Consider the following 26,108-nt stretch of genomic DNA (forward strand, 5'->3'; position numbering starts at 1 on the left):
AGTGCAGGTTTAGTTTCCGCCAAGACAACTCAGCAAGCGGCCTTGAGAAATACTTCCCCGATAGACGCCAGCCTCATCAACTACCGGAACGGGCAAAGCGGCCTGCGCCACAATATGGAAGATCTCGTTGAGCGGAGTTTCGGCCTTCAGCGAGGGCTGTCGGCCCGGCTCATAGGCAATACCGCCTTCTTGGGCGATATCTCCAGCCTTGAGAATTCGACTGGAATCGAATCCGTTGAAAAATGCGCGAACATAATCGTTAACCGGATTGCTCAACAACTCACGTGGCGTACCGATCTGTACAACTTTGCCACCTTCCATTATTGCAATGCGATGGCCAATACGAACGGCCTCTTCAATATCATGGGAAATAAAGATAACGGTGCGATTTTGTTCTTTCTGAAGCTTTATCAGTTCACCCTGCATCTCACAGCGGATCATAGGATCAAGGGCTGAAAATGCTTCATCCATCAGCAAGATAGCCGGATCGTTTGCCAACGCCCTTGCCAGCCCCACACGCTGCTGCATGCCGCCCGAGAGCTGGTGCGGAAAGCAATGTTCCTGCCCGGCAAGGCCAACCTGGCTTAACGCCTCGAGAGAACGCGCATTGCGCTCCTTTTCCGAAACACCACTTATCTCCAGGCCGAAGCCGACATTATCGAGTACCGACATGTGAGGCATCAAAGCAAAGGACTGAAACACCATGCCCATGTCCCTGCGACGAACTTGCAGCAGGTCTTTATCAGCAAGGCCGGTGATTTCCTTACCATTGAGAAAGATGGAGCCGAAGCTGGGTTCGATGAGCCTGTTGAATAAACGCACCATGGTCGACTTGCCCGACCCAGACAAACCCATGATGACGAAAATCTCACCACGCCTGACAGAAAAATTGGCATCAAATACGCCAATCACTTGCCCGGTCTTTTCAAATATATCTGCCTTGGTTGCGCCATCGCGCACCATATCCAGCGCTATTTTCGGCTGAGAGCCGAACACCTTGTAAACATTACGAACAGACATGATTTCATCGGTTTCACTCATGACTCGCCTCCTTCAACCCCGACGTGCTCGCCATAAACCAGCGCACAGTGATAGGGAATAATTCTTGATGGGCAGGAGCAATGAGTGTCTGTATTCACGACGATATCCTGTTTTTATTGTTTGCCCGCGGAGTAGGGCTTTCGTCAAAACTATAATCATCCCCCTAGCAAATCCAACTACATTTCCAGAGGCAATTTGATAACCTCGCGTTATGCATTCGCTCAACGCCACCGGAGTGTCGTGTAGAGAACAGACCTACGCGCTTGCGCGTCTTACCCTTCGGCACGCGTGCACCGTGCCCCCTGAGCATGGCACTGCAGTTATTAACGAGGCTCGAATGTCCAAGCACACCGACCCAGATGCCCTACTCCTCAGAATGCCCTCATTGCGCGCGGTAAAGGCATTCGTTGCTGCTGCAAAATATGAAAGCTTCACGCGTGCCGCAGAAGCGTTGTGCGTATCGCAAGCCGCAATCAGCCGGCAGATTCGAGAGCTTGAAGGTTATCTAGGCGCCCAACTGTTTGACCGTGTTGGTCGGGCGGTGCAGCTCACCAGCGCCGGCGAGCTTTTCTTCGATGCCGCACAGTTATCGTTCGTCAACATCGCCCAGGCCGCCGAGCGCATCCGCAGTAATCAAGCCAGTAAACGCATGCTGACGGTTTGCTGTTCACCCGCGTTCTCGGCGCTGTGGCTGTCGCAGCACCTCCCGGATTTTTTCGCCCAGCACAACGACATCGAACTGAACCTGATCACGACTCAGAACTTCCTGGTCATGGAACCCGGTGTACAGCCGGATATTTTCATTACCAAACTGCCCAAGGTCGGCGAGGGATACCGCAGGACTGCCCTGTTCCACGACGTCATCTACCCCGTGTGCTCACCACAGTATCTGGAGCGCAACCCACAGCTCTGCACGCTAGAGGGCGTACGTGATTCGTTGCTGCTCAACCTGAGTCCCTACGGACGCTCGCAGGTAGCGGAGCACGTCGACTGGGGCGTATGGCTGGCGTTTCAGGGCATCAATCTCGATGAGCGCCCAGCGACAAGCCCACAGATTTTCAGCGCCAACGACTACAACCTGATCATCAGCATGGTGCTCACTCATCAGGGCGTTGCGCTGGGCTGGAATCATCTGGTCAAGGCACTGCTCGAACAGGGCCTGCTGGTACGCCCCATCGAGTCGCAAGTAGAGCTGCGCAACAGCCGTCACTATCTTTCTATTCGCGAAGAAGCCGAAGACGTCGATGCCGTGCGGCGTTTTCAGCAATGGATATTGGGCCACTTCGCACGCCGCTAGCCTGACCTGCGGTTATCCTTTGCACGAAGAAAATGTCGCTAGAGTACGACTACGCGCTGGGCCACTGTCTGCGGGGTGAATATTGCCCGAGCAGAGCTCAAAAGGAGCCATCGCATGTCGCTGTACATCTTCTGCCGTGACTTTGAGTTTTCCCAGTTGCCTGCTCATACCCAGGCAATACTGAAAAAAAGCCTGCTCGATATCGTTGGGGTAATGGCCGGGGCGGTAACCAACGAGACCAGCCAGACGCTCTATCGCTTCGCTCGCCAACACTATCCCGGCGGAGCGTTCATCAGTCGGTTGCCGTTCGATGGCACCCAGGTCAGTGTTCTGGGTGCCGGCTGGGCTGGCGGCTTCACGGCCGATAGCCTGGATGCCCACGAAGGCCATTTCACGTCCAAGGGCCACGCGGGCGCAACGGTAGTTCCAGCTATCCTGGCCTTGGCTGACGCGCTGCATGCGCAGGGCCAGCCGATCACTGGCAGGCAACTGCTCGAAGCACTCTGCGTCGGTTATGAAACAGGCTTGCGTGCTGGTGTATCACTGATATCCACCTCTCCGACCTACCATGCCTCAGGTGGTTTTTCGGCCATTGGCGTGGTGTGCGCGGGCGCACGCCTGATGGGGCTCGATGAAACCACCTTCCGCCATGCACTGGGAATCGCCGAGTATTTCAGCGCGCGCTGCCCGATGATGCGTGTGGTTCAGCACCCGACCATGCTGCGTGATGCCCATGGTTCCGGGGCTTTCGTTGGGTTGAACGCATTGCTGATGGCCCGCGAGGGCGTAACCGGCGCTCCGGCCGAGACAGTCGAAGATGCCAGTGCAGCACCCTACTGGGATGATCTGGGCAGCCGCTGGGAAATAGACGCGCAGTACTTCAAACCCTGGCCCGTATGCCGCTGGGCTCAGCCCGCCCTCACCGCCATGAGCGAGCTGATGCGCGAGCACCCGCAAATCTGTGCTGACAACGTCGAATCGATTCGTGTGGAAACTTTTTGGGAGTCGATGTGCCTGCAGGGCCACCGTCCCAGCAACGCCGACGAAGCCCAGTACGCCCTCGCCTTTCCACTGGCGGCGCTCATTGCACGCGGCAAGGTCGGCCCAGTTGAAGTCACCGGCGCAGCCATCGCCGCGCCAGACATTCTCGCCGTCAGTGAACGCATCGAAATCGTAGAGTCAGCAGATATTTCGGCACGCTTCCCGAAGGAAATTCTTTCCCGCGTACTCGTTGCACTGAAGAGCGGAGAACAGCTGGAGTCACCCATTACAGCCGCATTGGGTGACCCCGAGCGCCCCATGACCTCAGAAGACATCGACATGAAATTCGATCTGTTTGCCGGTGTGAATCTCAGTCACCAAACGTGCCTGGAGTTGAAGTCGGCGATAAAGGAACTGGAGCAGTCGGCATCGGCCATCGATGCTCTGGCGCCACTGTTCCGGCCGCACGATCAATAACCTGCAATCATGCTTTCCCCGTCTGAAATGTCGTTTGTAGCGCCACGGGTGGCGTAATACGCTCCGAGCATGCATCACTGCGCCGCAGGGTGTCTCCGGCCTGCCCGCCGCCGAAAGCTTTCATAGCGATGGCGGCGTTTGCCATGAGTTTTCAAACATCACAAGACCAACAAGACCGTTAACGAAATTCGGCTCAAGGTATGTTTCCTGGAGGAACCACTATGAGTAACAAGCAAACCGTCATCGACCTGATCTCTCAACGCAAAGCCCGACACTCGCTACCCCGTGAGCTTTACAGTGATCCCCAGGTCTATCGCCAGGATCTGGAGCAGATCTGGCACAAGGATTGGATCTTCGCCGGCCATACATTCGAAGTCGCCAAACCTGGCCAGTACTTCACCTTGCAGATCGGGGATTACCCGGTCGTTGTGGTAGGTGGCAAGAACGGCCAGGTGCATGCCTTTCATAATGCTTGCCGCCACCGTGGCGCCAAGGTCTGCGAGCACGAACAGGGTAAAGTAGCCAAGCTCGTATGCCCTTATCACAAGTGGACTTACGAGCTGGACGGCAACCTGTTGTTCGCTGGCAACATGGGCACTGACTTCGATAAAACCCAGTACAACCTGAAGCCCGTGCACTGCGAAATCGTCGAAAGCTTCATCTATGTCTGTGTCGCCACCAAGGCACCCGACTTCGACTCTTTCCGCAGCGCGGTAAAGCCCTTCATCGCGCCGCACTTTCTGGATAACTGCAAAGTCGCCTTCAAATCCGACCTGATCGAACGAGGCAACTGGAAGCTGGTTTTCGAGAATAACCGCGAGTGCTACCACTGCGACGGCACACACCCAGAGCTGCTCAATTCCTTCGTGGAGAACCTCTCAGTCGCAGGCGTGGGTGGCGAAGACGACCCGGAACTGAGCGCCCACTGGGCTCGCTGCGAACGAGCCGGTATGCCCAGCAAGCTGGTCATGGACATCAACGGTCGCTTCCGCATGACCCGCATCCCGCTCTCCGCTGGTGCAGTGAGCTACACGATGGATGGCAAGCCCGCCGTCAATGGCCGGCTCGACAAGAGCGGCGAAGCTGACATCGGTGCCCTGCTCTATTTCAATTACCCGTCCACTTGGAACCACTTTCTGGGCGACCACGCACTGAGCTTCCGAGTGCTGCCCATTGGCCCGAACGAAACCCTGGTTACTACGAAGTGGCTGGTGCCGGAGTCGGCGGTCGAGGGAGTGGATTACGACATCGAGCGCCTGACCAAGGTGTGGATCGCAACCAACGACCAGGATCGTCAGTTGGTCGAGGGCACTCAGGCCGGCGTCAATTCGCCTTCCTACGAGCCAGGCCCATACTCGGAAATTGCCGAAAACGGCGTGTGCCAATTCGATGATTGGTACTGCGCGACCATGCTAGAACGCCTCCGCGGGCCGATTGCGTTGAAGTCGGTTGGCTGAAACCTGATCCCAACCACACAAAGCGGCGTCTATAGGGCGCCGTTTTCTCGCACGTAACAGGCTCCCCACGGGAATAGCAGATAGAGCACTAAGCTCTGAATTCCGTTATCGACCTCTCGGCTCTCGCAAGACACTCCACAGGCAGCATTGGCGCCGACTCGACAAGGATGAGATCGTTGATATATGTCGAACAGACGAAGCTTTAGTGAGCAGCTACAGGGACAAAACCTGCGGTTCGTAGGTAAGGAGGGCCTTGCCCTGCGAAAGACCAATGTCGGCTTTCTGCTTCTGGAACACTTCTCCCTGCCTGCCTTCACTCAGGCGCTGGATATCCTGGTAACGGCCAACCTGATCAACGCTGACGTATTCGCGACTCGAACCTTCAGCCTGAACGGCGAAGCGGTGGTCAGTGATCTAGGTATCACCATCTGCCCCAGTGCCGAGCTGAACGTAAGCCATCTAACGGGGCTCGATTTGCTGGTGGTCTGCGGAGGGCTGCGTACCAACCTGCGCCCGATTCCTGCTCTGAAGCAACTTCTACACGCTGCGAATGAAAAGGATATCGCCCTGGCAGGCCTATGGAGCGGCGCATGGTTTCTGGGACAGGCGGGCCTGCTTGACGGATACAAGTGCGCGATCCACCCGGAGCATAGAGCCGCGCTGGCGGAGATCGCCAGGAATAGCCAAGTCACTTCGGAAAGCTTCATGGTCGATCATGACCGTTTGACGGCAGCCAGTCCTACCGGCGCGTTCAACATGGTGCTGGAGTGGATCAACAAACTCCATGGCCGTGATCTGGTTGAAGGAATCGTAGATATCTTGGCCTTCGAGGAATCCCGCTTCAGACGAGTCCGCCCTGCTCTGCACGCCAAGATGAGCGAGCCGTTGCGGAACGTGATCAGCCTGATGGGCGCAAATATCGAAGAGCCCCTGAGTGCCGAGCAATTGGCTCAATATTCGGGCCGTTCTCGGCGCCAGATCGAGCGGCTATTCCAGCAGCAACTTGGCACCACACCGGTGCGCTATTACCTGGAGCTTCGTATCACCGAAGGACGGCGCTTGCTCCAGTACTCTGACTTGCCAATTCTGGATGTCAGCGTCGCCTGCGGTTTCGCCTCGCCAAGCCATTTCAGCAAATGCTACGCGTCCTACTTCGGTAACTCCCCTTCGAAAGAAAGGCGTCAGGGCAATGTGAAATCTAGTAAATGAGCAGTTTCTTCAGCTGCCTCTTTGGATGTCTCTTTGGCGGATAGCAGACGTCATGACAGGCCGTTTTCGGCCAGAGGCGGACGGTTAGAGCGCGGAGAATATATCCACTCAACTGTTAATTGGCTGCGTTTGATGCTGGAGATCGGCAGCAGGCCCTAAGCAGCTAGCGCTTTTTGTTTCAGTGCCACCAGCAGCGAGCGCAGTTCGGCGGGCTGCACGGGCTTGGACAAGATCGGAATCTCCTCATCGCCCAATTGCTCTTGAACACGGCGCACATCGTGCCCGGTCATGATGATGGCGGGCACGTTGCGGCCGCTGAGTGCGCGTACATGGGCGATGCAGTCGGCCCCGGAGGCCTCGCGGCCAAGGTCGAAGTCGGTAACTACCAGATCGAAGTTGGGCGAAACGTCGGGGATCGAGGTGAAGGTGGCGACTTCGCAGCCCCATTTCTTCAGCAGGGTGGCGGTAGCCAGCAGAACGTTCTGATCGTCCTCGATCAGGCATATCCGCAGCCCATCGAGCATGCGCGGCGCCTGGCTGGCGCCGCTTGCCGGTGAGGCGCGCTCGACCGGTGCCGCTACCCGTTGCAGGCCGTCGATTGCGGCGAGCGTGCCGCGGCCTTCTACGGAGCGGATACGAATGCGCAGCCCCAGCAGCTTCCCCAGTCGCCTGACGATGGTCAGCCCAAGGCCCATGCCCTCGACATCGCTGTCGCGCGCCTGACGTACCCGGTAGAACTCTTCGAAGATATTGTCGAGATGCGCTGCGGCGATGCCTCGACCCTTGTCGTAAAACTCGATGGACAGGCCCGTGCCTTTGCGCCGGCAACCGACCAGCAAGGGTTGCCCGGGGGCGTACTTCAGGGCGTTGGAGAGCAGGTTCTGCAACATGGTGTTCAGTAGCCCATGATCGGCACGCACATATACCGGCGGGCAGTGCAGACGAATGTCCACCCCGGCCCAGCGAGCGGCCTCGGTGTTCTGCTGGATCAGGTGTTGCAGGAGCTTGTGCAGTGGCAGGACCTCTATCTGCGGAACGACCTTGCCGCTGTCCAGCGAGTAGATGTCGAGAATCGAACGAAACAGGCGGGTGACGCTGTGCAGCGATTTGTCGATGTTTTCCACTAGGCGCTTCTGCTCGGTATCCAGGCTGCTGTCGCGCAGGCAGGCGGTGAACAGGCTGATGGAGTGAATGGGTTGGCGAAGGTCATGGCTGGCTTGCGCCAGGAACTGCGATTTGGCCAGGTTGGCTGCCTGCTCGGCCTCGGTCGCCCGACGTGAGCGCTTGAGTAGGGCGTGTATGTAGGCTGGCACCATCAGAGTGGTGAGCACCAAGGTGAAGATCAGGTAAGGCTGCGATCGCCAGTAGGCCGATGTGCTGACGATTATCAGCAGCGAGATCATGGCCATGATGGTTGCCAGCAACAGGTAACCTGATCTGTAACGCAGCCCATAACCGACAGTCACCCAGAGCAGGATCGCATAGATCGGCAGCATGGGCGCATCGCCTACGGCGATCATTGCGGTGAGGCAGCCATAGTCAATGAGCATGGTGAGCACCCGCCGTACTGGTCGATTACCTGGCCGGCGGCGGATATCGACCCATAGCACCAGAGAAACGACGAAGCACATCGTCATGAGCCAGAGGACCTGCAGGGCTAGCAATGATTCTATGAACGATTGCTGATAGAGCAGCAGTGCGTAGCTGGTGATGATTGGTGCGATGATCAGGCGCACGATCGCCTGAGAGCGCTCGACGTCGTATGCGGTAGGGGCGGTCGTGAACATGGAAACTTCCCGGAAGGCTTTTGATTCGAATATCCGGCCACCATAGCCCCCAGACTTTTTCAGGCGCAATACAACACTGACGTTATGAAGTGGGTTTAGTACGCCTGCACTACTCGGCCGCCATATACCCCCGACCCGCGCGAAATCCAGCATGATGTCGAATTTGCTGAACTGGTAAGCGGGTTGATTCACCCACAATCAATACTTTTATTGGTTATAAAAATCTGAGCTTCCCGACGAGGAAGGCCCGTGTCCAACGTCACTTTTTGGCCGGTTGGTGCCTGTCGTGAAGGGCGCCAGTCGACCCATAGCACCCGCTTACATCAGGGGGGATTACCAGATCGATACAAGTGTCTATGCACACTCCACATTTTCATACTTCAGGATGCGATAGAACGAGCCATTCGCCGGCTAGCGCCGGGTGGCTGGCCGGTGATGCGCTTGAAGGCGCGACTGAAGGCCGCCTGAGAGGTATAGCCCAGGCGCTGCGCTACGGCATCAATAGATAGTCGCTCAAGACTTAGCCATTGACTGGCAAGGCGCATCCGCAGCTCCGTTGCATAGCGCAGCGGGGGGATGCCGACAGTGACCTGGAAGCGTTCCGCAAAGACAGAGCGAGAGATATTACATTGCGCCGCCAGTTCCGCTACGGTCCAGTCACGCGCCGGCTCCCTGTGCAAGGCCAGGAGCGCACTGGCCAGCCTGGGGTCGCGCAAAGCGGCCACCAGGCCTGAGGCGTTGCCGCAGGCGCATTCAACCCAGCCACGGACGATCATCGCCGCCACTACGTCGGCGAGACGAGCGAGGATGCCTGCGAAGCCGATGCGTGCGGAGCGAACTTCACGCTCCATGGAGGCGAGAATCGGCATAAGTCCAGGGTAACGCTGCCCCCTGGCATCAATCAGCATCAGATCTGGCATCAACCCGCCAAGGCCATGCAAGCTTGTGAGTTCGAACTCCATACAACCGCTGAAGATAATGGTGCTGGGGCTGACATCGGCACCGGGGGAAGCATCTACGGCGCAGATCGCGTCGCCGAGAGGACCGCGTCGAAGCTGCCGATGTCTTGGGCGGGTACGTCCAAGCTTGAGAGAAGTTGATGGGCTTCACCCTGGGCGATGAACACGGCGTTGCCGGCCGACAACTCGTACAAAGTGCCATCCTCCGCACGCAGGACGGCGGTGCCGACGGCGAGGAAATGGAAGTAGGCGTGTCCTGGTTTGGCAGCAAAACCCAGCCCGAAAAAGGGGCCCGCCTGGATGCGGCGGTACTCGACGCCCCGCAGGCGCATGCCGCGTAACAGTTCGTTGATGAGGTCGGACGATAAGGCGAACTGATCCATAGATGTTATTACGGGGTTTCGGTCAAAAACTGAAGACTTTGCATCATAGAACATCCTGCTCTGCTTCCATAGACTTCTGGTTGAGATAATTCCAGAGGTATTTAGTGATGAGTAATGGGGTGTGTGACGTTGTAACTGATGCGCACTTTGGCAACGAGGCTGATGCAGAGCCAGCGACACCGGCCTGGATGGCGGTGTTCTCGCTTGCGATGGGCGTGTTTGGATTGTTGACGGCGGAGTACCTCCCGGCCAGCTTGCTGACGCCGATGGCTGTTGAACTGGGTGTGTCGGAAGCCTTGGCGGGGCAGGCGGTGACAGTAACTGCAGTAGTGGCGCTGTTCTCTGGGTTACTGGTGCCAGGCTTGACGCGAGGGATCGACCGGCGCGTGGTATTGCTGTGCTTTTCCATGCTGATGATTGCCTCCAACTTGCTGGTGGCTTTCTCTTCCAGCCTGATGGTTCTGCTGATCATGCGGATTTTGCTAGGCATCGCACTCGGCGGCTTCTGGAGCATGGCGGCGGCAGTGGCGATGCGTTTGGTGCCAGCGACGTTGCTGCCGCGGGCCCTGTCGATTATTTTCAGCGGTATTGCGGTGGGCACTGTGGTGGCGGTGCCGCTCGGCAGCTATTTGGGCGGGTTATATGGCTGGCGCAGTGCTTTTGTGGCGGCCGCCGCCGTCGGGGTAGTGACGCTGGTTTTCCAGCTTTTCACGCTGCCCCCTCTGGCACCGCGCAGGCCGGCACGCTTGAGAACGGTGCTGGAAGTGCTGCTGCGTCCGGGTATTGCCGTGGGCATGCTGGGTTGCGTGCTGGTGCATACAGGACACTTCGCGTTGTTCACCTACATCCGGCCGTTTCTGGAAAGCACAACCGGCGTGGGGGCCGAAGGATTGGCGCTGATGCTGCTGGGTTTCGGCGCAGCTAACTTCGTCGGCACCCTGCTGGCAGGTTGGCTACTTGAGCGTAGCCCCTGGGGGACGATGGTGATGATGCCTGCGCTGGTCGGCGTTGCAGCATTAGCCCTGGTTTTGCTGCCTGCTTCTGTGCCGTTTCAGGTGTTGTTATTGGCTCTCTGGGGCATAGCTTTCGGCGGTGTTCCAGTGGCGTGGTCAAACTGGGTAGCCCGGGCGGTGCCAGATCAGGCGGAAAGTGCGGGAGGAATGGTTGTGGCCTCGGTGCAGTCGGCGATCGCTGCGGGTGCCGCTGCCGGGGGCGCTATGTTCAGTTTCAGTGGCATCGCCGGCGTATTTGTCGCCGCTGGCATTCTGATGCTGCTCGCAGCGCTGTTGATCGGGATGCGGGTTAAGGTCGAAGCGCCAGGGCACGGCGCAGGGGACGGTCAGGTTCTGCATCTTTAAAATGTGTGATCACTTGTTCGGAGTCGGCGAATAGTTGCTTTTGGCCGACTGCTACCGGTCGCGAAGGGCGGCTAGCGGCCGAGGCTTCTCCTGCACTAATTCAGTATCCTTGATAGTTACGAACCCCAACGTAAGCCCAGCTTCCGAAAACATAAAAAACCAACGCTGCCACGCAAAGCATGAAAACAAAAAGAACTCTCCAAACAACTTTCACTGGCATCACTTGCCTCCTTGCCACGTTAAAAATGCGACGCGAGCACACATCCATACAGGGCAAACAGGACGGATTTACTATTTATGCACCGATGTTGCCCCATAAATAAATCTACCCCCCTCCCCATCAACAGCACCTAGATCAGCGTAGATTGCGCCTGGCCTGCGTAATCTTCCTGCCCATACTCAACACGATTGCGCCCTGACTTCTTGCCTCGGTAGAGCGCGGCATCGGCTTGCTGCATGGTTTGCTCCAGCGCTTGCGTGCTGGTGAAGTCATCCGAAACGCCGATGGTTGCCGTGCAGCGGATCGCTTGGTTCAGGCCGATACCAGGCACTTCGATTTGCTCGATTGCCGTACGCATGCGTTCTGCCAGTTGCATGGCACCAGCCCTGTCCGTGCCCTGGCAGACGACCGCGAATTCCTCGCCGCCCAGCCTGCAGGTCAGATCGCCTTCGCGGGCAGTGGCTTTGAGAACATCGGCAACATGGCACAGCACGAGATCGCCCATTTTGTGGCCGTAGGTATCGTTGATGCGTTTGAAGTGATCGATATCCACGATCAGCAGATACGCAGGCCCTGCCGATCGTGAATGGAAATGCGCATCCAGCCCATCCATCAGCCCGCGCCGATTGAGCAATCGGGTCAGCGGGTCGTGTGCCGCCATGCTGCGCAGCTCATCGGTGAGACGGCGCAGAACCAGCCAGACCGCGCAGGGGGGAAGCACTGTCCCCAGGAACGACATGTAGATATAGAAGGCTTTCTGGAACCTGGTGTTCATATCGAGCACCTCCAAGCCCACATTGAGAATCATCACCAGCTTTGCCGCGTTCAGCGCACAGATGCCAGCAATCAAAACGGCGAACACGGCCATTTCTACGCGCAAATCCTTGGCCACATTTCCCCTCACATAAAGCGCCGTCACTGTCATGGCCAGAAACAGCAACATGCAAGATCCCGCCAACAAGGCGTGGCGTGCATCAGGCCCGAGCGTTGACTCCATCAGCAGTTGCACGGCCGTGTAGGTACCTGCCAGTGCGAGCAGTGGGCGCCATATCGGGGTTGGGCGATCAAAAAAGCGCATGGCGCCCAGGACATAAGCGACGGGGGCGCAGAGCGTCAGCGTGTGGTTGATAACACTGAGCACCCCGCTATTTGCAGGGTCACCTAGCAACTGCAAGATGTAGGCGAGCCCAAGCAGAAAGTTGCCTAGCGCGAAGACATCCATGCCCAGCTTCTTGCCGCTCAGCCGGGTGCTGATCAGCAGGAACATCACGCAGAAACACAGCAAGTGCACGCAGAGCATGCCGAGGATGACGGTGGTGGTGACCATGGGTTCGCGCAAGTAGAGGGGTGGCAGGAGCCGGATACTGCAGGAATGGCGAAAATGCCCCCATCCCGCCTCTAACGCATTCGGCTATCTAAGACTGCAAATAGTAATCGCATATAGCCATACCAGGATAATCCGGCAAACACGCGCGGTGCTGGAAATCCGACGACCAGATCGCAGGGCCGGCGGCCTGGGCATCAATGGCGGGGCGCTCGCAAGCCCACTGCCCTGCCCGCTCTGTACGGGCTTCCTCTAGCAGCAGCTGATCCGCAGGAACGCCAGGGTTGCCCTGGCCCTGCGGGAGCTGCGATTTATGTGAGAGCTAGGTGATGGCTACCGCCGTTGGCCTCCCACTCACTGGCTCAGACTGCGCTCGATTCTTCCGGCCAGATCGGCTCGCCCAGATTGAGCATCAGGCGGTTGGCCCAGGCAAAGATCGCCACGGCGTGGATCAGGTCGAGCAGCTCGCCCTCGCCGAGCCCGGCCTGGCGGGCGGCGAGCAGGTGCTCGGCACTGAAACTGCCGGGCTGCAGGGTCAGGTCGATGGCCAGGTGCACGATGGCCCGTTCACGTGGCGTCTGCCCGGCGCTGTGGGGGTCGTTGAAGACTTCGCGAATGATCTCGTCGCGCTTGGCCAGTTGTGCATAACGCTGGGCATGCACCGAGGCGCAGTACACGCACCGGTTGGTACGCGAAACGACGGCGCTGGCCAATTCCCGCTCGGCACGTGGCAAGCCGCCTGGGGCGTACATGATGGCGTTGAAGGCCAGGGAACGCTGCCGCAGTATTTCTGGCTGATGGATCAGCGTCAGGTAGTACTCCGACACCTTGGCCTTGGGGTGGCTCTCTTCCAGCACAGCCAGTTGTTCGGGATTGGCGCGCTCCAGTTCGAGGATGTCCAGCCAGGAGCGCCAGCCCAGGGTGCGATTGGTGAAGCCCTGGATGTCGATCAACGCCCCGCTCTGCGCGCCCGGCTCGCGTTCGCCAGGCGGCGCCGGTTCGGCAGTGGCCGGATCATGGGGCTGGGCCATGGCGGCCAGACCGGCGATCAGCCGTACCTGATAGGCGATGAACGCCAGAAGCTGGGCCAGCACCACCGCAGAGGGCGTGTCCAGATCGGCAGACTGCAGGCTCTGCAAGGCCTCACGGTCGCCCTCCACGGGTTTCACGGTCAATCGCCGAGTGAACGCCAGTAGCACCTGCAGGCGCTGCGAGGCGAACGCTTCGGGCCGGATCGGATCGAGCAGCGGTTGCCACTCACTTGGCAGCGCATCGGCACGCAAGCGTTGCCGGTAGTGGCTGACCAGCGCCGGCTGGGCGCTCAGTTGGCTGGCATACAAGGCCAGCAACAGCCGCTCTGGCAGGGTCAGGCCGGTCTCGAGGTTGCTGGCGAACAGTGCGTCGTAGCTGCCCTGAGTAGCCGCGACCACCTTATGACGGGCGTGGCGTATGCCATGCAGCTCGCTGCCTTCTGCCACGCCAGCGGCAGCGTCGACGACATCCACTGGGGTGCCGGTTGCTTGGTTGCTCATGGTTGTACCTTCTGTAGATGCTGCGACACGGCGGTATCGAGAAAGGCCCTTACCGCCTGCCAGGAGTGACGGTTGGCTTCGGCGTTGGCCAGTGGGTGGCCGTCGTGGGCATAGGTCGCGGGAATGAACGGCAGCAGAATGCTGTGCCCGGCCTCGGGGTAGTCCAGCCGCTGCACCGGCCAGGGGTGTTCGGCGGCCTCGAGGCTGGCCTCGACCATGCGCCCGTAGCGGCTCGACGGCCAAGCAGCGTCATCACCGGCGGTGAGCATGATCACCGGGCCGCGAATGTTCTCCACGGGGATGCGCGCCTTGCGCACCGCGTCTTCATCCTGCAGCGCGGTGGCGATGGACAGCGCGTTGCGGCGCCCGGCGTCGCGGTCGCTCCAGTTGCCATGGCGGTTGTCGTTCCACAGATGCACCAGCGGCTTGCCCTGATACAGCCACGCCGGGCCGTCGCGGCCCACTGCCGGGTCGGCGGCGGCCTGGCCACCGTGCACCAGTGCGCCGGGCACGTAGCCGATCACCGCATTGACCTTGTCGGGGAACAGGCTGCCCAGCAACAGCACCAGCTCTCCCCCACGGGATTGCCCGCTGAGCGCGACGAAGCCCCCCGCAGGACGCACCTCCTGCCGCAGCCAGTCGAGGCCTTCGAGGAAGTACTCCAGTGGCGTGTTGGAGATGTAGTCGGACAGCCCCGGTGCCTTGAAATAGGCCAGGGCGAAGGCCGCATAGCCGCGTGATGCATAGAGTGCCGCACGGGGTTCGTTGATGCCGCCACCGGAACCATTGAGCACCATCACGGCCGGGTGCGGCCCCTCCCCTGCGGGCAGGAACAGGGTGCCGACCAGGCGCCCTGTGCGCACTTCCCGGCGCGTCACACCGGCGGCCATCAGCCGCTGGGTGAATTGCGCATGCGCCTGGCCCGCGGAGGATGTCAGGGTCAGCTGGGTGACCAGCGGCTGGGCCACCGAGTCATTGAACGGCTGCGCCGAGGCGGCTCCCACGGGCCGTTGCGACCAGAGCAGACCAAGGCCGCTGACGTCTCGATAATCGCCATCCACGGGTGCATCACGCAGCAGGTCGACCTCGCCCTCGGCATTGGCGACGAAGCTCGCCCTGGCCTGCCAGGACACCGCGCCGCGCAGCGTCTCGCTGCTCAGCTCGACCCGCTCGAATGGCTGCAGCCCTTGCAGGCGGATATGCCGTGGCTCGTCGAGCAGGCCATCCTGCGGGCTGACCTGGATACGTGACACACCCGTCATCACTTTACCTCGCTGACCATCTGCGCTGCGGTGCGGTCGCTGACCAGCGGCTCGACCTTGAGGCCTTTGCGGGCGGCCCAGATGTTCTGGTAATGGAACAGTGGGATGATGCCCACGTCGTCGCTGACCACCTGGGCGGCATCGCTGAGGATCGCGGCGCGACGGGTGTCATCAAACTCTTCGGTGGCTTCGGCCAGTGCCTGGTCGACCTTGGCGTTGCTGTAGTGGCCCCAGTTGGAACCGCCCAGGCCCTTGGAAGCATCCGGGGTGGCGAGCACGTTGATCAGGCCGTAACTGGCCTCGCCGGTGCCGTTGCCCCAGGCGATGACGCTGACGGCGTATTCGTTCTTGTTGGCGCGGCTGGCGTAGACCGCCCATGGCACCACTTCCAGCTGCACCTTGACGCCGATGCGCGACCAGAACTGCGCCACGGCCTGCATCGACTCGGGCGCCAGCGGGTAGCGGTCACCGGGTACGTGCACGGTCAGCTGGAAGCCTTCGGGGTAGCCGGCTTCGGCGAGCAGCGCCTCGGCCTGGGCAGCATCGTAGGGGATGTCCTGAATCTGCGTGTTGTAGCCGAAGGTGCCGGCCGGCATCCACTGGTTGGCCACGCTGGCAGTGCCCTGGAGGATGCGTTCGGTGATGCCCGTGCGGTTGATCGCGACCGACAGCGCACGCCGCACGCGCGGATCACGCAGCGGGTTTTCAGCCAGTGGCTTGCCATCGTTGCCACGGATGAATTCGTTGCTGCCGGCACGCAGGCTCGGCTGCACCAACAGGGCACGCAGCCCCGGATAAGCGTACAGGCTGACCTTGTCGCTCTTGCTCAGGCGCGCCACGTCGGCTGGCGACACCTTGTCGATGACGTCCACGTCTCCGGCCAGCAGGGCGGCGGTGCGCGCGGCCGGGTTGGCGATGTAGCGGTAGTCGACCTTGTCCCAACGAGCGGGCGTGCCCCAGTAGCTCGGGTTGCGCTCGAACAGGGTGCGATCCCCCGGAACGTGGGAGACGAAGCGGTACGGGCCAGTGCCGACCATGGCCTTGCCGCTGTTGTAATCGTCGCTGCTCGACAGCGAACCGGTCTTGCGGCTGACCAGGTAGATGGAGTCGATATTGGGCAGCAGATTGGGGTTGGGCACCGAGGTGGTCACCCGCAGGGTGTGGGCGTCGATAGCCTTGGCCGAAGCGACGGTGCGCAGGCCGGCGGAATAGGACGACAGGCTGCCGGGTACCTTGGGTGCGCGCTCCAGCGAGAACACCACGTCGTCGGCGGTGAACGGGGTGCCGTCCTGCCATTTGACGTCCTGGCGCAGCTTGAACTCCCAGGTCAGCGGGTCGATGACCTTCCAGCTTTCCGCCAGGCCGGGAAGGATTTCGCTGTCGCGCCGCTCCAGCAACGAGCCGAATACGTGCAGGGCAATCGAACGATCGCCCGCGTAGTTGTTGAGTTGCGGGTCGAGGCTCGATACAGGGTCGGCATAGCCGATGCGCAGCGTCTCGGCCTGCACGCCAGCGGCGCCAAGCAAGGCAGCGGTTAACAGCGGCAGAAGGTTGAGTTTCATGGCAGCTTCCTGAGGTTCAAGGGTTGAGGTGGCAAGCGCTGAGGTGACCCGGCGCGATCTCGCGCAAGGCCGGCGCCTGCTCGCGGCAACGTGCCGTGGCGTGCGGGCAACGCGGATGGAAATGGCAGCCGCCAGGTGGGTTCAGCGGGCTGGGCATTTCTCCGTGGATGGGCTGGTACTGGCTGCGGCGCAGGTCGAAACGCGGGATCTGCGCCAGCAGAGCCTGGGTGTAGGGGTGATTGGCATGCTCGAACAGTTCGTCGACCGTGGCGCTTTCTACCACCCGGCCGAGGTACATCACCAGCACGCGGTCGCAGAGGTGCTCGACCACGCCGAGATCGTGGCTGATGAACAGGTAGGTCAGGCCCAGTTGCTCGCGCAGGTCCATGAACAGATTGAGGATCTGTGCCTGGATCGACACGTCCAGCGCCGCCACCGACTCGTCGCAGACCAGCAGCTCCGGCTGTACCGCCAGGGCCCGCGCGATGCCGATGCGCTGACGCTGGCCACCGCTGAACTGATGGGGGTAGCGGCGGCGCATCTGTGGGTCGAGGCCGGCACGCTGCAGCTGGGCGCTGACGTAGTCATCGAAACCCGCCGAGTCGGTCAAGCCATGCAGGCGCGCGCCCTCGCCGACGATGCGGTCGACCCGCAGGCGCGGATTGAGGCTGGAGTACGGATCCTGAAAGATCATCTGGGTACGTAACCGCGCCGCACGCCGCGCCCGCTCGTCCAGCAGATGCAATTGCTGGCCCTGCACCTCGACCTGGCCGGCAGTCGGCTCCAGCAGACCGGCGACCAGACGGCCCAGGGTGGACTTGCCGCACCCCGACTCGCCGACCAGACCGACCACCTCGCCACGGTTGATGCGCAGGTCGACACCGCTCACCGCCCGGGTGCGCTGCGCCGGCTTGCTCAGCCCCAAGCGCTCGCTCAGGCGCCCCAGCGCTCCCGCTGGCGGCGGGCCGAATACCTTGCTGACCTGGGTCAGCTGCACCAGGGCTTCACTCATGCTCACCTCCAGGGTGGAAACAGCGCACCCAATGCGCCTTGGCCATCAGTTGGCTGGCGGGCTCGGCAACGCACAGCGCGCTGACTCGTGGGCAGCGCGCTGCGAAAGCGCAGCCGGCTGGCAAGGCCGCCAGGCTTGGCGCCATGCCAGGAATCTGCCGCAGCCGCTGGCCGCGCCGGTTACGGCTCGGCAGGCTGGCGATCAAGCCCTGGGTGTAGGGGTGCTGGGGGTTGTCCAGTACCTGGTCGACCGGCCCCTGCTCGACGATGCGCCCGGCGTACATCACCGCCACGTCGTCGGCCAACCCGGCGACCACCGAAAGGTCGTGGGTGATCCAGATCAGCGAACTGCCCTGCCGGCGCACCAGTTTCTGCACTTCGGAGAGAATCTGCGCCTGGATGGTCACGTCCAGCGCGGTGGTAGGCTCGTCGGCGATCAGCAGATCCGGCCCGTGCAACAGGGCGATGGCGATCGCGATGCGCTGCCGCATGCCGCCGGACAACTGATGGGGGTAGACCCGCAGACGCTCATCGGGGCTGGCGATGCCCATCAGCGCCAGGGTTTCGGCACAGTGGCGGCGGGCTGCCTCGTGGCTGACCCGACGATGGGCCTGGACCGCCTCGATCATCTGCGTGTCGACGCGCAGCACCGGATTGAGGGTCATCATCGGATCCTGGAAGATCATCGCCAGGCGGTTGCCTTGCAAAGCGCGCAACTGCCCGGGTTTCAGGCGACGCAGATCCTGGCCCTGAAAGAGGATCTCACCGCTGGCGATACGCCCCGGCGCATCCACCAGACCGAGGATGGAAAAGCCGGTGACCGACTTGCCCGAACCGGACTCGCCCACCAGGCCGAGAATGCGCCCCGGTGCCAGTTGCAGAGACAGATCGCGCACCGCCGGCAACGGCCCGCCACGGCTGTCGAAGACGGTGGTCAGGTGGCGGATTTCGAGTGTTGGCGTCATCGCTGCGACCTCGGGTTGAGCTGGTCGCGCAACTGATCGCCGACCAGATTGATCGAGACGATGGTCACCAGCAGTGCCAGACCGGGAAACAGGCTGATCCAGTACTCCTCGCCCATCATGTACTGGAAGCCATTGGCGATCAGCAGGCCGAGCGACGGCTCGGTGACCGGCACGCCCAGGCCGAGGAACGACAGGGTCGCCTCCAGGGTAATGGCGCGGGCAATCTGCAAGGTGGCGATGACGATCAGCGGCGGCAGGCAGTTGGGCAGGATGTGGCCGAGCATGATGCGCAACGAACCCAGCCCCTGCCCCCGCGCCGACTCGACGTACTCGCGGCGCCGCTCGACCAGCGCCTGGCCACGGGCGGCACGGGCGTAATAGGCCCACTCGAGCAGCACCAGGGTGAGCACCACGTTACCCACGCCCTTGCCCAGCCAGGCGAGGATCATCAGGGCCATGAGGATGCCGGGAAAAGACAGCAGCAGATCGACCAGACGCATCAGCGCGGCATCCACCCAGCCCCCACGGTAGGCGGCCAGCAGGCCGATCAGGGTGCCGATGCAGGCAGCGATCAGCGCCGAACCGATGCCCACCAGCAGGCTGATGCGCAGGCCGTAGACGATGGCCGAATAGAGATCGCGGCCCTGGCCATCAGTGCCTAGCCAGTAGGTGTAGCCGGCCGCCATGCTCTCGCTGCCCGGGGCCAGGCGCGCGTCGAGAACGTCCAGTTGCATCAGGTCATAGGGGTTCTGCGGGGTGATCCAGGGCGCCAGCAAGGCGCTCAGGCCGACCAGCAGCAAACCGAGGACGCCGAGCACCGCCAAGGGCGACCTGACGAAGTCGACTAGCAACTGACGCCAGGGTGAATGGGCAGTGATCATTGCTCACCTCCGGCCAGGCGTACCCGGGGGTCGAGTACTCGATAGAGCACGTCGACGAGCAAATTGAGGCTGACGAAGATCACCACCACGACCATCAGGTAGGCCAGCACCACGGGGCGATCCAGGGAGTTGATGCTGTCGAGGATCAGCTTGCCGGCACCGGGCCATGCGAAGATGCTTTCGGTGACCACCGCATAGGCGATGGTCGAACCGAGCTCCAGGCCGAGCACGGTGACCAGCGGGATCAGGGTGTTGCGCAGCACGTGCATGCGAATCACCCGGTGCGGCGCCAGGCCCTTGGCTCGGGCGAACTTGACGAAGTCCTGCTGCACCACTTCGCGTACGCCGGCACGGGTCAGGCGCAACACCAGCGCGACCTTGAACAGCGCCAGGTTGCAGGCCGGCAACAGCAGGTGGCGCCAGCCATCGAGGGTCAGCCAGGACCATTGCACGCCCAGCCACTCGGCGGTTTCACCACGGCCGCTGGCCGGCAGCCAGCCCAGGTGCACGGCGAACAGCATGATCAGCAGCAACGCCACCCAGAAGGACGGCAGGGAAAAACCGATGATGCTGCCGGCCATGATCAGGCGCGCCACCGGGTTGTCCGGGTGCAGGCCGGCGAACAGGCCAAGAGGCACGCCGATCAGCACTGCCATGGTCAGCGCCACCACCGCCAGCTCGAGGGTCGCCGGCAGGCGCTGAAAGATCAGTTGTAGGGCATCCTGGTGGTAGACGTAGCTGACGCCCAGCGAACCCTGCAGAGCACCGCGCAGGAACCCCAGATACTGCATGGCCAGCGGCTGATCGAGGCCAAGCCGGGCAATGGCCTCCAGACGCTCCTGCTGATTGAGATCTTCACTGACCAGAATATCCACCGGGTTGCCGACCGCCTGCAGGCCGATGAACACCAGCAGGCTCATCAACAGCAGCACCAGCAGCGACTGCAGCAGTCGACGGATAAGCCAGCCGGTCATCGCTCGCGCTCCTCGCTGGTCAGTTCGCCGGGCTGCCACTCGTCACCCTGCAGCTCGGGCTCGGCGTAGTCCTGCATGGCGGCGAAGTGCTGGTCGATATCCTCGACGAACAGCGTGCCGGCCAGGGCCTGGGCTAGCCGCTTGGCACCGTCGCTGATCGCCGGAATGTCCCCGGATACACCGCCGTAGCTGAGCGCTGCCGGGTAGCAGAAGCAGTGCACCTGCTCCAGGCCGGGGCAACTGCCGGGCTGCGCCTGCTGAAACTCGAACGCCAGGCCAAGATCGGGCAACTCGCTCAGCTCCGCCTGTGCGCCTGGCTCCTGGACGACTCGCTGCTCGGCGAAACGCTGTGCCCAGCTACGCACATGGGGCGCCAGGCTGGCGAATTCGGCACGCTGACGCATGTCATTGCTGAAGCCGGTGGCGAACACCAGGAAGTCGTAATCCACCTGGCCATCGGGCAGGAGCGCGCGCAGGCTGCCGTCGGCGTTGCGGCTGATCGACTCGATGCTGCGGCCGAGCAGGAAGCGTGCATTGGCGTGACGTGCCACGCGCAGGGTGCTGCCCTGGGGCGGCGGAACCTGCTGACTGTTGAGGTAGTGGCGAATGCGCCATTTCCACTGGTCGCTCAGGCGCCAGTAGCCATGAGTCATGCCCGGGCTACCGGCGCCCTTGCCGCGGTTGATGCGTGGCAGCTGTTCACGGCGAATCAGCAGATCGACCCGCTGCGCGCCAGCCTCCAGCGCGGTCGCTGCCGCGTCCATGGCCGAGGCGCCACCACCGACCACCGCCACACGCTTGCCGACGAACCACTCGGCCTGCAAGCCATCGGCAGAATGCGCCCAGCGCTCGCGGGGCAACTGCTCGGCCAGCGGCGGCACCCAGGGGCCACCCAGGCCATCGCGACCGGTGGCCAGCACCACATGCCTGGCGGACACCGCGTGCTCGCCCTGCGGGCCGTCGATGCGCAGGCGTACCCAGCCTTCGGCCTGGGGCTGCACGGCCATTACCCGCTGCCCGTTGCGCACGTCGAGGCCGACCACGCGGCGGTACCAGCGCAGGTAATCGGCCCACTGCAAGCGCGCAATCTTGTCGAGTTGCTCCCAGGCGGAGATGCCGAACTGCGCCTCGAACCAGGCACGAAAGGTCAGTGCCGGCAAACCCAGTGCCGGGCCGGTGAGCTGCTTGGGGGAACGCAGGGTTTCCATCCGTGCGGTGGTCGCCCAGGGGCCTTCGAAGCCCTCCGCGGCTTTGTCCAGCACCACTACCGCAATGCCCAGGTGACGCAATTCGGTCGCCAGCGCCAGGCCCGCCATACCACCGCCCACGATAGCGACGTCAAGCAACTGCTCGCCATTCTGAAAACGTGGTTTGGCCCAGGCCTTGGCGGGTAGATCGAGCCATTGCAGGTCTTGGCGCAAGCGCGCTTCGAGGGCGGACAAACCGATGGGGGCACTGGCGTTGCGGGTCATGAAGATACTCACGGTTGAAGTGCAAAGCCGCAGCCGACGTTCACCGGCTGCGGCACGAGGCCGGCTCATCGACGGGTCAGAAGTCGATGCTCAGGCGGGTGTAGTAGTAGGCGCCGTAGGAGCCGAACGGCGAGATGGTCGAGTAGTAGGAGCCACCCGAAACGTCATTGACGGTGTGCTTGTCCGGGTACACGTCGAACAGGTTCTCCGCACCGAGGGTCACGCGCACGTTGTCGGTCAGGCTGTAGGTGGCGTCCACATCGGTGATCCACTTGGCGCTGAATTCCTGATCCACCGTGGTGCCGGTGCCGAGCAGCTTGACCTTGCCGTAGCGGGTGTTGCGCAGGCCGATATCGAAATCGCCGACCTGCCAGTTCACCCCGAGGATGTATTTGCTCCTCGGCTTGGAGTCGGTGACGCTACCGATCTCGGTACGCTGGAAGCGCGACAGACCGAGGCCTTGCAACTGCGCAGGATTGGGCGCCATGTCGGTGATGCTGGTGTCGTTCCAGTTGGCCGCAACAGTCCAGCGCAGACGGCCGTACTGGGCCAGACGCTGGGTGTAGTCGGCGACCAGATCGAGGCCCTTGGTGCGGGTGTCGAAGGCGTTGGCGTAGTACTGCACCTGCTGCACGTGACCGAAGCCATTGGCATCGAGAATCGCGTCCACCGCCGCGCCTTGAAGCGGGCTGATCAGGGCGATGCGGTCTTCGAGGTCGATCACATAGGCATCCGCCGCCAGATTGAGATCGGTGATCGGCGTCCAGGTCAGGCCCAGGGAGTAGCTGGTGGACTTCACTGGGGTCAGTTCTTCGGCGCCCAGGGCGCGGCCGATGGCGGAGTCCGCCTGGACGCGCTTGATCATGATGTCCACCGTGTCGTTACCGACGGTGCGGCGGCCCAGGCCGGTCTTGGCATAGCCCTGCTGGGTGAGCGAGGGCGCCACGAAGCCGGTATTGATTGCACCGCGCACCGCGAACGCCGGGGTAAAGGCATAACGCGTGGCGAGCTTGCCGTTCCAGGTACTGCCGGCGCTGTCGGTGTAGCGCTCGTAGCGGCCAGCGGCGCCGACGTACCATTTATCGGTGACGTCCAGGCCCAGATCCACATAGGCAGCCGAGGTGCTGCGGCGCAGGTTGGCTTCATCCTCGGGCAGCAACAGATAGTTGCCCAGTGCACCGATGGCCGCTTCCTGCCCGGCACGCGGGTGGCCAGCCGGGAACACGTAACGGCCATTGACGTAGGAGGCCTCGTCACCGGACTCGGTGACATAGTGATCCTCGCGGTACTCCAGCCCGGTGGCGAAGTTAAGCGGGTTGGCCAGGCCGATATCGACGTGGCGGTTGAAATCCAGGTTGGTGACCCACTGGCTCAGTTCGTTGTTCTGCAGGTAGAACTCGGTGGGGCTATCCGGCCCCAGCGAGGGGTTGAGGTTGTTGCTAGAGTCCATGCGCTGGGTGTTTTCACCGTAGGTGGTACTCAGATCCCAGTTCCAACCGGCCAGCTCCTCGCCCTTGATCCCCCAGGTGGTGTGGAAGTCGCGGGTGTCGAACTCGAAGTCCGGGGCGATGCCGTCCGGATACAGTTCGGTGAGCACGGTGTTCGAGTTGGGCCGGCGGAAACCGATGGAGACCAGGGCGTCCTGCTTGGTGTAGGTACTGAAGGAGTACAGACGCAGATCGTCGCTCAGCGGCAGCTCGGCGTTGTAGGACAGGTTCAGCTGCTCGATCTCCGGCAGGCCGCCGCCGTAGGAACGACGTTCCACGGTGTTCTCCCGTGGGTCGGGCTGGCCATTCACGGGGTAGTAGAAGCTACCGGTGGCCTCCGCCGAGCGCTTGGTGCTGTCCTGGTTCTTCCAGTCCAGGGTCAGGCTCAGGAAGCCTTCATTGGGAAGGCCCAGGCCGTAGTTGAGGCTCTGCTGATAGGTTTCACCGTTGGAGCCGACGCCGCTGGCGTAATGGGAGCGACGCCCCGCCGTGGTGGTGGCGCTGCCGCCACTGCTGTCGGACTTGAGGATGATGTTGATCACCCCGGCCACGGCGTCGGAACCGTACTGAGCCGCCGCGCCATCGCGTAGCACCTCGACCCGGTCGACGGCGGCCATGGGAATCGAATCCAGATCCGCGGCGTTCCAGCCTTCCTGCAGCCCCGAGCCTTCCGAAGACACCGCGTTGGCATGGCGGCGTTTGCCGTTGACCAACACCAGCACGTAACCGCCCCCCAACCCGCGCAGGCCGGCAGAGCGCGCCACGTTGCTGTAGGCGCCACCGGTGACCTTGGCCACGTGGAAGGACGGCAGCAGGTTCGAGAGCACGTCACGCAGGGCACTGGCGCCCTGCTTCTCCAGGGCTCTGGCATCCAGCACATCGACCGGCACCGGGCTGTCCGCCACGGTGCGCTGAGTACCGCGGTTACCCACCGAAATGACGGTTTGCAGTACCGGCTCATCGGCTGCGACAGCGACTTCCTGCGCCATCGACTGGCCAGCCAGCGGCGCCAGGCACAGGCCGATGGCCAAGCTCAGCGGGCTGCGCGCCAGACGACGTCGATGATTCGCGTTGATGGATGGTTTGGATGACATTGCGGTACTCCCCGGTAAATCGCCATTGGTAGGAAAGGTGTTGCGGCGATGTGCCGAGGTCGGCTGGATTTCCGCGTAAAAGGGCTGACCATTGACTGGCCGTGATAACGGGCTCATTGATGCGTTTTATTAATTCAATAAGCCTTTGAATCCATAAAACGAATGATAAACCTTGAATTTTATTCCTTAAAATAAATTATTTAACTATTTATATATCCGAAAAGAATATAAAGCTCAGCACGACAGCCGTCCTTCCGGGCGAGCGATCCAGAAAGGCCAGGGACATATCAGGCAGATGATGCAGGACAGCTACGGAGCAGCCGCGCCTTGGCGGCGCGGGAGATCAAGCGGAGGGTGGGTTACACCGCATAGACACGCTGCAGCAGCGCATCGTGCTCGGTGGGGGCATGCATGCGCATTCCCGGAAGCATGTGCCGCGCTTCGTCCGCCAGGCTCGCCACCAGAGCTTGAGCCACTTCGGAGAGTGGGCTGGCGTAAGGGGAAATCAGACCGAAGAAGAACGGAATATCCAGCGCGATGGGGCGCACCACCACGCCTTGCAGCGGAACGCCATAGGCCGTCACCGGATCGGCCAGCGCCACACCGAGCCCCACGCGGGCCATCTGCATGGCGTTCAACGAGGTATTGGTTTCGAGGATCTGCCGCGGCTCGAGCTGCTGCTCGGCGAAAGCATGGTTGATGCGACGGCGGAATCGATAAGGGTTGGCGATGCTGATCAGCACCTGCTCGGCCAGTTGCGTCAGGCTCAGGGTTTCCTCGGCAGCCAGCGGCGAATCACTGGCCAGAACCGCGACACAGGGTGCCTCACCGATCCAGTGCACGGTCAGGCCGCGGTGCTCCAGCGGCAGGCTGACCAGGCCCAGATCCACGGTATTGGCCAGCACGGCCTCGATCGCCTTCTCCGGCGCCAGGCTCTGCAATTGCAACTGCTGCGGCCGCAGCCCTTCCGGCAGACGCGCCAACGCGGCCGGCAGCAGCCCGGTGGCCAGTGCCGCGGTCGCCACCAGACGCAAGTGGTGATTGTCTTCCTGACTGATTGCCACCGCGCGCTGTTTGATGTTGCGCACCCCGCTCAGGGCACTCTCGACTTCGGCGTACATGCTGAAGGCACGGTGAGTCGGCGTGACCTTGGGCCCGCTGCGCTCGAACAGCGGGAAGCCCAGCTCCTGCTCCAGCTCCTGAATCGAGCGGGTGACCGCCGGCTGCGAGCGCCCCAGCATCTGCCCTGCCCCGGTCACGCTACCGGCGGACATCACCGCAGCGAAGGCCTCGAGTTGTCGTAAATCCATTCATCCGTTCCTGATCGATACACGGCGCCAGGCGCCAGCAACGCCCGAATGATTCCGACCGCCAG

18 protein-coding genes and 1 pseudogene are annotated in these 26,108 nt (G+C 61.8%); 5 read left to right on the forward strand and 14 right to left on the reverse strand.

What is annotated here, in order from left to right; all coding sequences use genetic code 11:
- Positions 1-9: 9 nt before the first annotated feature.
- A complete protein-coding gene (locus tag K5Q02_RS20530; protein WP_042553953.1) occupies positions 10-1,041 on the reverse strand; it encodes a quaternary amine ABC transporter ATP-binding protein in 1,032 nt (343 codons plus the stop codon).
- A 337-nt stretch (positions 1,042-1,378) separates the two neighbouring features.
- Between K5Q02_RS20530 and K5Q02_RS20535 the strand changes: the two genes are divergently transcribed.
- The 4 genes from K5Q02_RS20535 to K5Q02_RS20550 all read left to right on the forward strand — a co-directional run bounded on the left by K5Q02_RS20535 (position 1,379) and on the right by K5Q02_RS20550 (position 6,462).
- Complete coding sequence (locus tag K5Q02_RS20535; protein ID WP_225839798.1) at positions 1,379-2,338, forward strand: LysR substrate-binding domain-containing protein; 960 nt, start codon at positions 1,379-1,381, stop codon at positions 2,336-2,338.
- A gap of 114 nt (positions 2,339-2,452) precedes the next feature.
- Positions 2,453-3,796: an MmgE/PrpD family protein gene (locus K5Q02_RS20540; RefSeq protein WP_225833712.1), complete on the forward strand. Its 1,344-nt coding sequence runs from the start codon at positions 2,453-2,455 to the stop codon at positions 3,794-3,796.
- 221 nt (positions 3,797-4,017) lie between these two features.
- Positions 4,018-5,253 (forward strand): aromatic ring-hydroxylating oxygenase subunit alpha, encoded by a 1,236-nt coding sequence (locus K5Q02_RS20545; RefSeq protein ID WP_179538860.1) that lies wholly within the window; start codon positions 4,018-4,020, stop codon positions 5,251-5,253.
- A 183-nt stretch (positions 5,254-5,436) separates the two neighbouring features.
- Positions 5,437-6,462 carry a GlxA family transcriptional regulator gene (locus K5Q02_RS20550; protein WP_225833714.1) on the forward strand — a complete coding sequence of 342 codons (1,026 nt, stop codon included), beginning with the start codon at positions 5,437-5,439 and terminating at the stop codon, positions 6,460-6,462.
- 155 nt (positions 6,463-6,617) lie between these two features.
- Here K5Q02_RS20550 and K5Q02_RS20555 read toward each other — a convergent pair whose 3' ends face one another.
- Complete coding sequence (locus tag K5Q02_RS20555; RefSeq protein WP_225833716.1) at positions 6,618-8,249, reverse strand: ATP-binding response regulator; 1,632 nt, start codon at positions 8,247-8,249, stop codon at positions 6,618-6,620.
- A 380-nt stretch (positions 8,250-8,629) separates the two neighbouring features.
- A pseudogene (locus K5Q02_RS20560) lies at positions 8,630-9,635 on the reverse strand (AraC family transcriptional regulator).
- Positions 9,636-9,698: 63 nt separating this feature from the next.
- On the opposite strand from K5Q02_RS20560, the gene K5Q02_RS20565 reads away from it, so the two are divergent.
- Positions 9,699-10,949, forward strand: coding sequence for an MFS transporter (locus tag K5Q02_RS20565; protein ID WP_225833718.1), 1,251 nt, complete (start codon positions 9,699-9,701; stop codon positions 10,947-10,949).
- Positions 10,950-11,299: 350 nt separating this feature from the next.
- On the opposite strand, the gene K5Q02_RS20570 is transcribed toward K5Q02_RS20565, so the two are convergent.
- From K5Q02_RS20570 to K5Q02_RS20620, 11 genes are all read right to left on the reverse strand, one after another.
- A complete protein-coding gene (locus tag K5Q02_RS20570) occupies positions 11,300-12,496 on the reverse strand; it encodes a GGDEF domain-containing protein (RefSeq protein ID WP_225833720.1) in 1,197 nt (398 codons plus the stop codon).
- Between the two features lie 359 nt (positions 12,497-12,855).
- Entirely contained in the window at positions 12,856-13,446 is a 591-nt protein-coding gene (locus K5Q02_RS20575) for a peroxidase-related enzyme (protein ID WP_225839800.1), read from the reverse strand.
- Between the two features lie 575 nt (positions 13,447-14,021).
- Positions 14,022-15,287 carry an acyl-CoA thioesterase/BAAT N-terminal domain-containing protein gene (locus K5Q02_RS20580; protein WP_225833722.1) on the reverse strand — a complete coding sequence of 422 codons (1,266 nt, stop codon included), beginning with the start codon at positions 15,285-15,287 and terminating at the stop codon, positions 14,022-14,024.
- Positions 15,287-16,849, reverse strand: coding sequence for an ABC transporter substrate-binding protein (locus tag K5Q02_RS20585; RefSeq protein ID WP_225833724.1), 1,563 nt, complete (start codon positions 16,847-16,849; stop codon positions 15,287-15,289). The genes K5Q02_RS20580 and K5Q02_RS20585 overlap by 1 nt, the downstream gene beginning before the upstream one ends.
- A gap of 16 nt (positions 16,850-16,865) precedes the next feature.
- Entirely contained in the window at positions 16,866-17,861 is a 996-nt protein-coding gene (locus K5Q02_RS20590) for an ABC transporter ATP-binding protein (RefSeq protein ID WP_442963935.1), read from the reverse strand.
- Positions 17,854-18,825, reverse strand: a complete 972-nt coding sequence (locus tag K5Q02_RS20595; protein WP_225833728.1) for an ABC transporter ATP-binding protein — start codon at positions 18,823-18,825, stop codon at positions 17,854-17,856. Before K5Q02_RS20595 ends, K5Q02_RS20590 begins: the two co-directional genes overlap by 8 nt.
- A complete protein-coding gene (locus K5Q02_RS20600) occupies positions 18,822-19,706 on the reverse strand; it encodes an ABC transporter permease (protein ID WP_225833730.1) in 885 nt (294 codons plus the stop codon). The genes K5Q02_RS20595 and K5Q02_RS20600 overlap by 4 nt, the downstream gene beginning before the upstream one ends.
- The gene (locus K5Q02_RS20605) at positions 19,703-20,680 is read right to left on the reverse strand and encodes an ABC transporter permease (protein WP_225833732.1); all 978 of its coding nucleotides are present in this window, start codon (positions 20,678-20,680) and stop codon (positions 19,703-19,705) included. The genes K5Q02_RS20600 and K5Q02_RS20605 overlap by 4 nt, the downstream gene beginning before the upstream one ends.
- Positions 20,677-22,152, reverse strand: coding sequence for an FAD-dependent oxidoreductase (locus K5Q02_RS20610; RefSeq protein WP_225833734.1), 1,476 nt, complete (start codon positions 22,150-22,152; stop codon positions 20,677-20,679). Before K5Q02_RS20610 ends, K5Q02_RS20605 begins: the two co-directional genes overlap by 4 nt.
- Positions 22,153-22,228: 76 nt before the next feature.
- Entirely contained in the window at positions 22,229-24,733 is a 2,505-nt protein-coding gene (locus K5Q02_RS20615; protein ID WP_225833736.1) for a TonB-dependent receptor plug domain-containing protein, read from the reverse strand.
- Positions 24,734-25,092: 359 nt separating this feature from the next.
- Positions 25,093-26,043: a LysR family transcriptional regulator gene (locus K5Q02_RS20620; protein ID WP_225833738.1), complete on the reverse strand. Its 951-nt coding sequence runs from the start codon at positions 26,041-26,043 to the stop codon at positions 25,093-25,095.
- Between the last annotated feature and the right edge of the window lie 65 nt (positions 26,044-26,108).

This window comes from Pseudomonas sp. MM211 (genome assembly GCF_020386635.1).
In the GTDB taxonomy this organism is placed as follows: Bacteria; Pseudomonadota; Gammaproteobacteria; order Pseudomonadales; family Pseudomonadaceae; genus Aquipseudomonas.